This is a genomic window from Streptomyces echinoruber (assembly GCF_014651135.1).
Classification (GTDB): Bacteria; Actinomycetota; Actinomycetes; order Streptomycetales; family Streptomycetaceae; genus Streptomyces; species Streptomyces echinoruber.
Window position 1 is genome coordinate 64,516 of the sequence record NZ_BMWH01000021.1, and the last position, 12,713, is coordinate 77,228.

Annotated in this window: 9 protein-coding genes, 4 tRNA genes, 1 other RNA gene and 1 pseudogene; 7 read left to right on the forward strand and 8 right to left on the reverse strand. The window is 73.6% G+C overall.

All coding sequences use genetic code 11. The annotated features are described in order from the left end of the window. The first annotated feature begins 109 nt into the window (after nucleotides 1-109). The 4 genes from IE225_RS22690 to IE225_RS22705 all read left to right on the forward strand — a co-directional run bounded on the left by IE225_RS22690 (nucleotide 110) and on the right by IE225_RS22705 (nucleotide 1,105). Complete coding sequence (locus IE225_RS22690) at nucleotides 110-427, forward strand: histone-like nucleoid-structuring protein Lsr2 (RefSeq protein WP_190059448.1); 318 nt, start codon at nucleotides 110-112, stop codon at nucleotides 425-427. A gap of 169 nt (nucleotides 428-596) precedes the next feature. Then, nucleotides 597-668: transfer RNA gene (locus IE225_RS22695), tRNA-Gly, on the forward strand. Nucleotides 669-748: 80 nt separating this feature from the next. Next, nucleotides 749-821 (forward strand) — tRNA-Gly (locus IE225_RS22700). Nucleotides 822-1,029: 208 nt separating this feature from the next. Next, a tRNA-Gly gene (locus IE225_RS22705) sits at nucleotides 1,030-1,105 on the forward strand. A 127-nt stretch (nucleotides 1,106-1,232) separates the two neighbouring features. On the opposite strand, the gene IE225_RS22710 is transcribed toward IE225_RS22705, so the two are convergent. The 6 genes from IE225_RS22710 to ffs all read right to left on the reverse strand — a co-directional run bounded on the left by IE225_RS22710 (nucleotide 1,233) and on the right by ffs (nucleotide 10,615). After that, nucleotides 1,233-2,132, reverse strand: coding sequence for a phosphoribosylaminoimidazolesuccinocarboxamide synthase (locus IE225_RS22710; protein ID WP_190059449.1), 900 nt, complete (start codon nucleotides 2,130-2,132; stop codon nucleotides 1,233-1,235). A gap of 157 nt (nucleotides 2,133-2,289) precedes the next feature. Beyond that, nucleotides 2,290-3,795, reverse strand: coding sequence for a N,N-dimethylformamidase beta subunit family domain-containing protein (locus tag IE225_RS22715; protein ID WP_190059450.1), 1,506 nt, complete (start codon nucleotides 3,793-3,795; stop codon nucleotides 2,290-2,292). Nucleotides 3,796-4,146: 351 nt separating this feature from the next. Beyond that, a complete protein-coding gene (locus IE225_RS22720) occupies nucleotides 4,147-6,246 on the reverse strand; it encodes a hypothetical protein (RefSeq protein WP_190059451.1) in 2,100 nt (699 codons plus the stop codon). Between the two features lie 376 nt (nucleotides 6,247-6,622). Continuing rightward, nucleotides 6,623-7,909: a phosphoribosylamine--glycine ligase gene (gene purD, locus IE225_RS22725; protein ID WP_190059452.1), complete on the reverse strand. Its 1,287-nt coding sequence runs from the start codon at nucleotides 7,907-7,909 to the stop codon at nucleotides 6,623-6,625. Between the two features lie 233 nt (nucleotides 7,910-8,142). Further along, nucleotides 8,143-10,467, reverse strand: a complete 2,325-nt coding sequence (locus IE225_RS22730) for a DNA polymerase III subunit gamma and tau (RefSeq protein ID WP_190059453.1) — start codon at nucleotides 10,465-10,467, stop codon at nucleotides 8,143-8,145. Between the two features lie 49 nt (nucleotides 10,468-10,516). After that, nucleotides 10,517-10,615, reverse strand: an RNA gene (gene ffs, locus IE225_RS22735) — signal recognition particle sRNA small type. Nucleotides 10,616-10,687: 72 nt separating this feature from the next. Here ffs and IE225_RS22740 point away from each other — a divergent pair. Then, nucleotides 10,688-10,772: transfer RNA gene (locus tag IE225_RS22740), tRNA-Ser, on the forward strand. A gap of 66 nt (nucleotides 10,773-10,838) precedes the next feature. Here the strand turns inward: IE225_RS22740 and IE225_RS22745 are convergent. Beyond that, nucleotides 10,839-10,997: pseudogene (locus IE225_RS22745) on the reverse strand (site-specific integrase); the annotation flags it as partial. A gap of 59 nt (nucleotides 10,998-11,056) precedes the next feature. Here IE225_RS22745 and IE225_RS22750 point away from each other — a divergent pair. Continuing rightward, nucleotides 11,057-11,455, forward strand: a complete 399-nt coding sequence (locus IE225_RS22750) for a cobalamin-dependent protein (RefSeq protein ID WP_229879902.1) — start codon at nucleotides 11,057-11,059, stop codon at nucleotides 11,453-11,455. Between the two features lie 118 nt (nucleotides 11,456-11,573). Continuing rightward, nucleotides 11,574-11,987, forward strand: coding sequence for a cytidine deaminase family protein (locus IE225_RS22755; RefSeq protein ID WP_190059454.1), 414 nt, complete (start codon nucleotides 11,574-11,576; stop codon nucleotides 11,985-11,987). A 180-nt stretch (nucleotides 11,988-12,167) separates the two neighbouring features. Here IE225_RS22755 and IE225_RS22760 read toward each other — a convergent pair whose 3' ends face one another. After that, nucleotides 12,168-12,551 carry an XRE family transcriptional regulator gene (locus IE225_RS22760; RefSeq protein WP_190059455.1) on the reverse strand — a complete coding sequence of 128 codons (384 nt, stop codon included), beginning with the start codon at nucleotides 12,549-12,551 and terminating at the stop codon, nucleotides 12,168-12,170. Between the last annotated feature and the right edge of the window lie 162 nt (nucleotides 12,552-12,713).

Here is a 12,713-nt window from a genome sequence, read left to right on the forward strand (position 1 = left end):
AAATGAATTGGCACATGCCGATACTTTGCCGAAAACAGGCGGACAGTCGGCATCCCCCTGGCGTCCCGGCACGTCACGGCGGAGATGTCGCACGAAGGGACCGATATTCGTGGCGCAGAAGGTCGTGGTCACTCTCTTTGACGACATCGACGGCTCGGAAGCGGCGGAAACGATCGCCTTCGGACTCGACGGCAGGTACTACGAGATCGACCTCAACCAGGCCAACGCCAGGGAACTGCGCAAGGCCCTCGCCCCGTACGTCGAGGCGGGCCGCAAGAAGGCGCGCTCCGGCAAGGCGTACCGGCAGACCGAGGTCGCTCCCGACCCCGCCGCCGTCCGGGCCTGGGCCCAGGCCCACAAGATGGACATCCCCGCACGCGGGCGCATCCCCAAGAAGGTCTACGAGGCGTTCGCCGCGGCCCACTGACGCACCCCACCCACCGGCTCCACCCACACCGGCTCCACCGGCCCCGCCGGCCGCCCCGGGGCCCGCCGAAGGGCCCCGGGAACAGCCGACTTGCGCAACCCCCCTGGTGATCAGCTAATGTCTGAGCGCGCCGAGGGGCGAGGCCGAAAAGGCCGAAGCCACCGGACACGCGGGTGTAGTTCAGTAGTAGAACATCCCCCTTCCAGGGGGAAGGCGCAGTGTGCGATTCCTGTCACCCGCTCTGAACCAGCGTTCCGACCACTCCTGTGGATCAGGTAGGCTGGTGACCGCACCGGTCGGTGAGAGCCGGTCGGGAGCACTGCGGACGTAGCTCAGTTGGTAGAGCGCAACCTTGCCAAGGTTGAGGTCGCGAGTTCGAGCCTCGTCGTCCGCTCGGGAGGAGACCCCGGTCCTTGTGGCCGGGGTCTTTTCGTTCCACGACCGGGCCCGGCTGTCTCCCGTCCCCGTCCCTCGTCCCCGGGGAGGGCGCCCCGCTTCTCTCCCCTGCCACGGCCGGAAGCCGGGCGGAGGGACCGTCACACCGGGACGCGTCCCGCACCCGGGCGAGGTTGGGTATAGTGGCTCTCGCGCCACGGCGCACTGCGGACGTAGCTCAGTTGGTAGAGCGCAACCTTGCCAAGGTTGAGGTCGCGAGTTCGAGCCTCGTCGTCCGCTCCAACGGGAAGGCCCCGGTCCTTGCGACCGGGGCCTTCGTCGCGCCGGGGACTTCGTCGTGCCGGGGCCTTCGTCGTGCGCGGGCCGGATCGGCCTCGCCGCCTCGCCCGCCGCACCGGCGCGTGGACCGTCAGCTCCAGCCCGTGCCCGTCAGGCGCTCGTACGCCTCCACGTAGCGGGCGCGCGTCGCCTCCACCACGTGCTCGGGCAGCGGCGGCGGGGGCTGCTCGCCCGCGCGGTCCCAGCCGGACTCGGCGGAGGTCAGCCAGTCGCGCACGTACTGCTTGTCGAACGACGGCTGCGGGCGCCCCGGCTGCCACTGGTCGGCCGGCCAGAAACGGGAGGAGTCCGGGGTGAGCACCTCGTCGGCGAGGACCAGCCGGTCCCCGTCGAAACCGAACTCGAACTTGGTGTCGGCCAGGATGATGCCCCGGTCGCGGGCGATGTCGCGGGCCCGGCTGTAGACGGCGAGGGTGGCCTGGCGCAGCTGGGCGGCGGTCTCGGCGCCGACCTGACGGGCGACCTCCTCGTAGGAGACGTTCTCGTCGTGCTCGCCGACGGCGGCCTTGGTGGCCGGGGTGAAGATCGGGGCGGGCAGCTCGGAGCCGTCGACGAGCCCCTCGGGGAGGGCGAGGCCGCAGACGGTGCGGGAGACGTTGTACTCGGCCAGGCCGGAGCCGGTCAGGTAGCCGCGGGCCACGCACTCCACCGGCACCATCCGCAGCGACTTGCACACCAGGGTGCGGCCGGCCCAGTCGGCGGGGGCGCCGGCGGGCGGCTCGGTGCTCACGACGTGGTGGGGCACCAGGTCGGCGAGCCGGTCGAACCACCACAGGGACAGCTGGGTGAGGATGCGCCCCTTGTCGGGGATCTCGGTCGGCAGCACCCAGTCGTAGGCGGAGATGCGGTCGCTGGCGACCATCACCAGCTCGCCCGCCTCGGTCTGGTACAGGTCGCGCACCTTGCCCGTATGCAGGTGCGTCAGGCCCGGCACCTGCAGCGGTTCGGGCTTTTCCACAAATCCGGACACGGTTCCTCCCCGTAGTTCTGTCCGCCTCCTCTCGATTCTCGCGTACGTGACATCAGGGGCGGACGGCGGGAGTGGCACGGACTGCGGGAGTGGTGGGGACGGCAGGAGTGGTGGGGACGGCGGGAATGGCATGGACGGCGGGAGTGACGGGGCGCGGTCAGTCCCGTTTGCAGATGCGGTCCAGGAGGTTGGCCGTGGCGCGCTGGATGCGGGCGTCGACATGGCCCGGGCGGTCCAGCGCCGGGGACCAGGCGAACGTGCCGGCGGCGAAGACCCAGGCGCCCGACGGAGCCCGGTACAGGGACGTCTCCTGGTGGCGCCGGACCCCGTCCGCGTCGGTGTACGGGGAGTGGGCGAGCAGGATCCGCCCGTCGTGCTCGGGCAGCGGGGCGCGCGGGAAGTAGCGGTCGGCCTCACCGGCGACCAGGCCGTCGATCGGGTCGCCCTCGTGGGCGCCGGTCGACTCCCACATCCAGTGCCCGGCGTTGCGCACGATCAGCGGGTGCGGCTCGGGCACCCGGCCGGCGTACTGGATGCCGAGCAGCTCCTGCTCGGGCCGGTCGATCTCCCGCCACAGCGCCGGCCTGCCGGGGCCCCTGCGCTTGCGGCAGGTCAGCAGCCGGTCGGGCACGCCGGACGGGGAGGGGCCCAGCTCCACCTGCCAGTACAGGGTGTTCGCGGACAGGAACACCAGGGACGTGCCGTGGTCGCGAGCCCGCTCGGCGGCCCGGCGCATGGGGAGCGACCAGTACTCGTCGTGGCCGGGGAAGACCAGGCCCCGGTAGCGGGCCGGGTCGACGCGGCCGGCGTGCAGGTCGCGGGCGTCGGCGTAGGCGAGGTCGTAGCCGTAGCGCTCCGCCCAGCGGATGACGTCGTAGGCGTGGCCGACGTGCAGGGGCAGGCCCGCGCCCGCGTACGGCCGGTCGAAGGAGACGGTCGTCGCCGCGTCCGCCTCGCCGAGCAGGCGGCCGTCCTCGTCCCACGCGTGGTAGAAACTGGCGCCGGTGCGGCCGTCCTCCGGGTAGAGGTTGTACGCCTGCCACGTGATGTCCGGCAGGATCAGCAGCAGGTCCGCCGGGCGGTCGTCGCGGACGGTGAACGGCACGTGGGAGCGGTAGCCGTCGGCGGTGGTGAGCACGGCGATGTACGCACCCGGGTTCCAGTACGACGGGACCTGCAGCCGCCAGGACAGCCACCAGTGGTGGCAGGAGACCGTGCGGTCGGCGGTGAGCGGCGGGGGCTGCACGATGCCGGACAGGCGCGGGCTGCTGGTGATCTTCGTGGCGCCGTCGCCGCCGTAGTGGCCGATGCGGTAGACGTCGATGCCGAACGGCTGGGGCGGGTCGACCGTGATGCGGAAGTCGATCGCCTCGCCGGGCGCGACCGCGCCGGTGGAGGTGAAGCCCTTGATCTGCCGGTGCACGTCGTCGGCGGAGCGGAGGCCGACGGCGGGGCGGGAGGCGGGGATCCCGCGGGTGCCGTCCCGGGCGGTACCGGCGAGCTGCTCCGGGACCGGATCCACGTACCAGGGGACGAGCCGGCCGGTGTCGCCGAAGTACGTCTCGGTGCCGCGCAGCCAGGGCAGGGGCCCCTGGCCGAAGGGATCCGTCACGGCGTGTGCGAGTGCTCCCGACTCCCAGCGGCGGATCTGCTCCGACCCCATGGCCGTTCCCCTCCCTCGTCCCCCGTCGACGGTCGTCTGCCTGCGGTGCGCTCTTGTCTGCTCTTGTCTGCTCTTGTCCGCCTGCGGTGCGCGCTCGCCCGTCTGCGGCGCTGCGGTCGTCCGCCCGCGTGCGGCGATCGTTCGCCTGCGGTGCGTGGTGCGTGGTGCGTGGTGCGGGGTGCGTGCCGTGGTGCGGTCGGTCGTGGGAGCGGCCTGCGACTGGTCCGACGGCTCGTGGCGACCTACGCCTTTGGCATGTGCGCCCGCGCTCCCAGCACATCACATCACGCGCGTGTGCTGTCACCGTTCGTCGTGAAATGGCCCGAAGTGGAAGGAGGGCATCCGGCCGTCTCAGACCAGGCGGACCGGCTTGTCGGCGCGTATGCCCAGGTCGGCGATGCAGGAGCGGAGCGGGGCGGGGTCGCCGTGCTCGATCAGGTGCAGGACGTGAGGGGTCAGATCCGGCGCGCGTTCGCCGTGTACGAGAAGGACCGGGCCGTCCAGCCAGTCCAGGCCGGGAGCGGCTCCGGCGGTGTCGACGGCCGCGCAGCACACCATCGCCGTGACGTGGTCGGCGAGCAGCTCGCGGGCCGAGCGCGGGGGCTGGAGGGGGAAGAGGGGGAGGGCGCGGTCGTCGTAGAGGGCGGTGTCCGGGATGTCGGCGGCGGATACGGGGGTCGGCGCGGCCGGAGTGGTGGAGGTGGAGGCGGAAGCGGCCGGCGTGCCCGGAGCGGCCGGCCCGGTGCGGGCCGCGACCTCCTCGCGGGCCTGTGCGGCGCTGAGAGCGGCGGCGAGGGTCTCGCCGCGGGGGGTGAGGCGGGGGAGGTCCTCGTCGTCGAGGCCGCCGGGGGCGCGGAGGCCCTCGTCGGCGGGGTCGTGGGGGGTGCGGAGACCTTCGTCGGCGGGGTCGTGGGGGGCGTGGAGGTGTTCCTCGTCGGCCGCGCGGGTGTCCGCGGCGGGGCTCGCGGTGGCGCTCTCGGCGGGATGTGCGGGGGCCCTCTCGGCGGCGCTCTCGGCGGAATGCGAAGGGGCGTTCTCGGCGGGGCTCTCGCCGGTGTTCCCGCAGCCGGCGTCCTGGTCCCGGGCCGGGGCGGGGGCGTCGGCGGTCGTCAGGTGGTCCAGGACGCGGGCCAGCGTGGGGGCGCCGGTGGCGGGGGCCCGGCGGGCGCCGACGGTGTCCAGGGCGCGGTGCAGACGGGCGGCGTCGGCGCGCCACTTGCGGTCGACGACCTCCTCCGGGTACGCGTCCCAGTCGACCGGAGACCAGTCCCGGTCCGGGGCGGCGGGGCCGCCGTGGAAGAGGCGGGCGGCGAGCAGGGAGGCCGCCGCGTCCACCGCACCGGGTTCCTCCAGCAGGTCGCAGGCGGGGCGCTCGCCGAGGCGGGAGGCGAAGCCCTCGGCCAGGCGGTCCCGGCGGGACAGCTCGGTCAGGGCGGCCACCACCCCGGCGTCCAGCCGCGCCGGCCAGCGGCCCATCCGCCAGGCGGGCAGGGCGACCCGGGTGAGGAGGCGGTCCCAGCCCGCGTAGGCCAGGCCCACCTGCTCCTGCGCGACGATCCGCAGGCCGTAGTCCACGGTCTGCGCGCGCTCGGCCGCGGCCGCCGCCACGCCCCGCTCCATCTCGGCGGCGTGCTCCCGGCAGCCGCGCAGCAGCAGGCGGACCACCCGGCCCAGGGCCGCGCAGAGCGAGCGCGTCAGCGGGCAGCGGGTGGTCACCGCCGTCACGGCCACCGCCGCGTCGAGCCCGCGCACGAACCGCCGGGCGGCGGCTATGTCGGGGTGCGCCGAGGGTCCCGTACCGGCGACGACCGGGGCGAGGAGGGCGCGCAGCTCGCCGACCCGCATCCACCACAGGAACGGGGAGCCGATGACCAGGACCGGCGCCGTGTCCGTGCGGCGCGGCGGCCACCGGTGGCCGCGGGAGCGTCCGCCCGGGACGGTGCCGGTGCCGGTGCCGTACGACCGCGTGTCGGCGTCGCGGCCGTACGGTCCGGTGGGGATGCCCGGGGCGGCGTGCTCCTCGGGCGGGGGCGGGCCGTGGGCCGGGTGGGTGCGGTCCTCCAGCCAGCTGTCGCAGTCGGGGGTGAGGGCTATCGCGGAGGGCGCGGGTACGTCGAGGCGGTCGGCGAGGTCGCGCACCAGGCGGTACAGGTCGGGGGCGGACTGTTCCGGGACCGGGACGGTGGGGCTGACGGCGGGCCGGGCGCGGGCGATGACGAGCGCGACGCCGGCCGCGGCGAGCAGCACCAGGGCGGCGACGGGTGTCACGGCCCAGCGGGCCGCGTCCCAGCCGGGGCCGACGAGGTGTCCGGTGGCGCCTCCGGCCAGCAGGACCACGGCGACGGCAGCGGGGAGCAGGGCCGCGGCGAGGGCGCGGCTGCGGACCCTCAGCACGGCCAGGGCCCTGGTGCGCGCCGCCTGTGCGCCGACCTCCGCATCCATGCCGGTCACCGCCGTCCCTCACCCCCTGCCCGTGCCTCGCAGTGCTGACACCGTTCTGGCGTTGCTCACTCCCCCACTGTGGCACCCGCCGCTGACATCGCAATGCCGGTGGGCCAAGTGCCGGACTGCCTGCGCGGCACCCTAGTTGGGGGTTCGCCGCCCGTCATCCGGATACGGCAGCGGTCACTCGATGGAATGGCTTTGGTCAGAGCTGGGTGACAGTGGGCAAGGATCGGGCCCCGGGTTCCCGTGCCGGGTCCGGGGCCTGCGGAGGGGGCGGGGCGGCGGCGTCCGCGCAGGTGGGAGGCCGTCCGCGCGGGCAGAGGAAGATCGCCCGCGCGGGCGGAGGGAGAGCGCCTGCGCGGGCGGAGAAGTGAGAGAGGGGTCAGGCGCCCTGTGCCGCGCGGGCCGCGATGTCGGTGCGGTGGTGGGAGCCGTCGAGGCGGATGCGGCCCACGGCGGTGTACGCGCGCGCACGCGCCTCGGCCAGGTCCTTGCCGGTCGCCGTGACGGACAGCACACGACCGCCCGCGCTGACGACGGCGTCGCCCTCGCGCCGGGTGCCGGCGTGCAGGACGTAGGCGTGCGGGACGTCCTGGGCGGCGACCTCGTCGAGGCCGGTGATCGGGTCGCCGGTGCGCGGGGTGCCGGGGTAGTTCTGCGAGGCGATCACCACCGTGACGGCGGCGTCCTCGCTCCAGCGCAGCGGCTCCAGGTCGGCGAGGTGGCCCCGGGCGGCGGCCATCAGCACCCCGGCGAGCGGGGTCTTCAGGCGGGCCAGCACGACCTGCGTCTCGGGGTCGCCGAAGCGGGCGTTGAACTCCACCACGCGCACCCCCCGGCTGGTCAGTGCGAGCCCGGCGTACAGCAGGCCGGAGAACGGCGTGCCGCGGCGGCGCATCTCGTCCACGGTCGGCTGCAGGACCGTGGCCAGCACCTCGTCCACGAGCTTCGGGTCCGCCCACGGCAGGGGGGAGTACGCGCCCATGCCGCCGGTGTTCGGGCCCTCGTCGCCGTCCAGCGCCCGCTTGAAGTCCTGGGCGGGCTGCAGCGGCAGCACCGTCTCGCCGTCGGTGACGGCGAACAGGGAGACCTCGGGCCCGTCCAGGTACTCCTCCACGACGACCCTCCCCCGCTGCCCGGACGGCGCGGGAGGTACCCCCAGGCACGCGGCCGCGTGCGCCTTGGCCGCCTCGATGCCGTCGGTCACGACGACGCCCTTGCCGGCGGCCAGACCGTCGTCCTTGACGACGTACGGCGCCCCGAAGGCGTCCAGGGCCCGCGCGACCTCCTCGGGGGTGGTGCACACGTACGACCGTGCCGTGGGCACGCCGGCCGCCGCCATGACCTCCTTGGCGAACGCCTTCGACCCCTCGATCCGCGCGGCCTGTCCGGACGGTCCGAAGACCGGGATGCCCGCCTCCCGCACGGCGTCGGCGACGCCAGCGACCAGCGGGGCCTCCGGGCCGACGACCACCAGGTCGGCGCCGAGGTCCTTGGCCAGCGCCGTGACGGCCGCGCCGTCGAGGACGTCGACCTGGTGCAGGTCGGCGATCTCGGCGATGCCGGCGTTGCCCGGGGCGCAGTGCAGGGCGGTGACGTCGGGGTCGAGGGAGAGGGAGCGGCACAGGGCGTGTTCGCGGGCGCCGCTGCCGATGACGAGGACCTTCACGGGGGTCAGCCTAACCGGGGGGTGTTTGTGCGGGCGAATGATGGGGCGGAAGTCCGGGGATCGTGCTTTCCTCCGAACGCTTTCCGCCTTGCGCTTTCCGCCTTGCGCTTTCCGCCTTGCGCTTTCCGCCTTCCGCCTTCCGCCTTCCGCCTTCCGCCAGGCCACTTTCTGTCGGCTCACGCCCTGCCGGCTCACGTCCCGCCGTCTCACTTCCTGCCGGCTCTCCCGGGCGACTACTCGGTGGAGTACTCCTCCACCACCGTCGCTCCCAGTTCCCTGACGATCAGTTCGTGGCCGGAGAGGGCCGAGTCCTCGAGGTCCGGGTCGTCGTCCTCGGGGATGTCGTCCTCGGGGGCGACATGGACCGGCTCGGGCGCCGGGGGCTTCGGGCTCTGGGCAGGGGCGGCGGGAGGCGCCGGGCTCTGGGCGGCGCCTCCGGCCGGGGCGGCGCCGGGGGCGGCAGCCGGGGGCTGGGGCGCGGGCGGGCGCGGTACGGCCGTACCGCCGCCGAAGCCGCCGTTCCCGTGACCGGGGCTGCCGTAGCCGGGACTGCCGTAGCCGGGGTTGCCGCCGCGGCCGCCGGCTCCGGGTGCCGGGGCGGAGCCGCCGCCGGACGGGTCGACGAGGGCCTCGATCTTCCAGTGGACGTTGAACTGCTCGGCCAGCGCCTGGCGCAGCACGTCCTCGCTCCCGCTGCTGAGGAAGTTGTCGCGGGCACCGGAGTTGACGAAGCCGAGTTGCAGGGTGGTGCCGTCGAAGCCGGTGACCTGGGCGTTCTGGCTGAGCAGGATCCAGGTGAAGCGGCGGCGGTTCTTGACGGCCTCCAGGATGTCCGGCCAGAGGGACCGGGGGTCGAGCCCGCCGGGAACGGGAGCGGAGGGTGCCGCCGGTGCGGTGGGGGCCGGGGCGGATGCGCCGGGGGCGGGCCGGCCGGCCGGTGCGGCGCCCGCCGGGGACGGAGCGCCGGCGCCCGGCGCAGCCGCCGTCGGCCAGCCGCCGGGCCGGCGGGCGCCGCCCGCGGGGGCGGGGGTGGGCCAGGCGCCGGGGGCCGCCGGAGCGGGGGCGGGAGCGGGGGCGGGAGCGGAGGAAGCGGCAGGGGCGGCCGGGGCGGGGGTCGGCGCCGCGGCCGCCGCAGCCGCCGCGGCTCCGTTGCTCCCCGTGGCTCCCATGGCCCCCGTCGGCCCGGCGGGACCGCCCGTGCCCGCCTGTGCCGGCGCACCGGACGCGCCGGGACCGCCCGCGGCACGCACCGCGGCGCGGGCCGCCGCGGGGCCGCCGCCGGGCGGAACGGGTGGCGCGCCGGTGCCGCCGCCGGGCATGCCGGGGGCCGCCGCACCGTGGACGTCGGGCCCGGGCGCGTATCCCGCGGCGGGCATGCCGGGGGCGCCCGCGGAGAAGTGCACGCCGCGTTCGAGCCGGTCGAGGCGGGCCATGACGGAACGCTCGTCGCCGTATGCGGCGGGCAGCAGGACGCGGGCGCAGATGAGCTCGAGCTGCAGGCGGGGCGAGGTGGCGCCGCGCATCTCGGTGAGGCCCTGGTTGACGATGTCGGCGGCGCGGCTGAGTTCGGCGGCGCCGAAGGTCTCGGCCTGGGCCTGCATGCGTTCGACGACGTCGGCGGGGGCGTCGATGAGCCCCTTCTCGGCCGCGTCCGGCACGGCCGCCAGGATCACCAGGTCGCGCAGCCGCTCCAGCAGGTCGGCGACGAAGCGGCGCGGGTCGTTGCCGCTCTCGATGACGCGGTCGACGACCTCGAAGGCGGCGGCGCCGTCGCCGGTGGCGAAGGCCTCGACGACGGAGTCGAGGAGGGAACCGTCGGTGTAGCCGAGGAGGGCGGTGGCCATGGCGTAGGTCACACCGTCCTCCCCCGCCCCGGCGAGAAGCTGGTCCATGACGGACATGGAGTCACGCACGGAACCGCCGCCCGCGCGCACCACGAGGGGCAGCACGCCGTCCTCGACCGGGATGTTCTCCTTGCGGCACACCTCGGCGAGGTAGTCGCGCAGGGTGCCCGGGGGCACGAGCCGGAAGGGGTAGTGATGGGTGCGTGACCGGATGGTCCCGATGACCTTCTCCGGCTCGGTGGTCGCGAAGATGAACTTGAGGTGCTCCGGGGGCTCCTCGACCACCTTCAGCAGGGCGTTGAAGCCGGCCGACGTGACCATGTGGGCCTCGTCGATGATGTAGATCTTGTACCGGCTGCGGGCGGGCCCGAAGAACGCCTTCTCGCGCAGGTCACGGGCGTCGTCCACACCGCCGTGCGAGGCGGCGTCGATCTCGATGACGTCGATCGAGCCCGGGCCGTTGCGCGCCAGGTCGCGGCAGGACTGGCACTCCCCGCACGGGGTCGGCGTCGGGCCCTTCTCGCAGTTCAGGCAGCGGGCCAGGATGCGTGCGCTGGTCGTCTTGCCGCAGCCGCGCGGACCGCTGAACAGGTACGCGTGGTTGACCCGGTTGTTCCGCAGCGCCTGCTGCAGCGGATCAGTGACATGCTCCTGCCCGATGACCTCGGCGAAGGACTCCGGGCGATAGCGGCGGTACAGCGCGAGAGACGACACGCTTACGAGGTTATAGGCGCCGACTGACAACGACTGCGGCCCGGAGAGGAACGCAAGCGCCCCTCACGCACCCGCCAGAGCCGACCTACCCTTGCTGCCTTCCGGCCCTGGGGGGGTTCAGTCAGATAGCGCCGCGTGAGGGGCTTCGCCCAGAGTACCCGATCGCACCAGCCGCGAACGAGTTCGCGAGCACTCCCCCGAGTCATGTAATGTTTCCGGCGGAGGATTCGCCTAGAGGCCTAGGGCGCACGCTTGGAAAGCGTGTTGGGGGCAACCCCTCACGAGTTCGAATCTCGTATCCTCCGCAGCCGCCTGAACAGGCGAAACGAGGGGCCCCACCGGTCACCGGTGGGGCCCCTCGCCGTTGTCCGTCAGACCTCGTTGTCCTGGTTTTTGTCCACAGAGGGTGTCTCGGGGCCTCCCCAGATGGCATCGGCGATCTTCCGGGCCACGTCCTTGAGCATGGCGTCCGGCACATGCAGGTACCGCGCTCGCATGCGCGCGGAGGTCCCCGGCTCCCACCCCATGAGTAGAGCGCCTTGGACCTGCCCATCGACTCCATGCCGCTGGCGGCCGGCTACCTGAGGCCGTGCTGGACGCCGACCCGGGCCTCGGGCTCGAGACCGACGTCAAGATCCACCATCTGCGCGGTGGATGGTCCCTCACGCAGATGGCCCGCATGATCTTCGGCGACGGCGACATACCGGATGTCCTGGCCTTCTCCGTGCTCGGCTGGAACTACCGCACCTTCGCCCGCCTCGCCGAACTCTTCAAACAGCTCAGGCCCGACGGCATCACCGTCTTCGGCGGCAACCACGTCGGCAACCAGGGCCGGAAAGTGTTCCGCGCATGCCCCTCCGTCGACATCGTCGTCAACGGTGAGGGAGAGCCGACCTTCCGGGACCTGACCGCCGCTCTCCTCACCAACCGCCGGGAACCCGACCTCACCGGCACAGACGGGCTCTCCTTTCACGGGCGCGCCAAGTGAGAGGGCCGCTCACGACCGCTTCTCCTGATCACGTCGACAGCAGAGAAGACCTGGCTGCCTTCGTCCGGGCCCTTCGCCGAAGCCACACCGAGGAGGGCCGCTGACGAAGGCAGAGAGAATGACCGCGCAGACCCATCCCGTCGACCACGAGCTCATCCAGGCAGCGGCACACGTTGCTCGCACTCGCTGCCGGGGCGACAACCACACCATGGCAGCCGCGGCCCGCGCCCAGGACGGCCGGATCGTCACCGCGGTGAACGCCTACCACTTCACGGGAGGGCCCTGCGCCGAGCTGGTCCTGATCGGCACGGCCGCCGCCCAGGGCGCCTACGAGCTGAACACGATTGTCGCGGTGGGCGACCGCGACCGAGGGGTTGTTCCCCCGTGCGGCCGGTGTCGCCAGGTCCTCCTCGACTACTTCCCGGCCCTCAAGGTCATCGTCGGCGAAGGCGATCGCGTCCGGACCGTCCTCATCACCGACCTGCTGCCCGAAAGCTACGTCTGGGCCGACCACCAGCTCGACGCCGGGTAACCGCGCTCCTCAGCACGCGTCGGCATCGCCGACCGACAACAGGGCAGACGTTGCCTGATGCGGTACCAGCCGCCCCGAAACGCCCCTGAGAGTGCTGGGCCGGGCGGCCCGCCCGCGGGCTGGAACCGGGGGCCGGTCGGTCGCCGCGGGTGCGGGTGGGGGGCGGTGCGGGGCGTGTGGTCAGAGGTCGCCGGTGAGGTAGGAGCGGGCGGCCGCCATGACGTCCTTGTGGCGGTCCTCGGCGATGGCCTGGATCGGTGAGTCGTCCTCGAGCTGCGGGTTCATGCCGATCATCCAGGCGCGCGCGGTGTGCGCGTTCTCCTCGATCGAAATCATCTGGAACACCTGGTAGGCCGCCCGCAGCCGTAGTTCGGAGTCGACCCGCGGGCTGTTCTGGGCGGTGCACCACTTGCCGACTTGCTTGGGGTCCTCGATGCCGGCGATGAACGCGGTCAGCCGCTGGCCGAAGTTCTCCTGCAGGAAGCGGGCGATGTCGGCGATGGACCTCTTGACGGTGTCGGCGTGGGCCGCCTTGTCGGTGCCGTGCTCGCGCAGGGTCTGCATGGTCTCCTCGTTTCCTCCCCGCCGGCGGATGCCTCTCGGGCGTCTCGGCGAAGGGTGCTGGAGGCGCTGCCTGCCCGGGTCCGGCTCGGTGCGGAGGCGGGGCACGGTCGTCCGTCTCGTCGACCCGCTCAAGCCTGTCTGCTGTTTCCAGGCGAGCGTGGG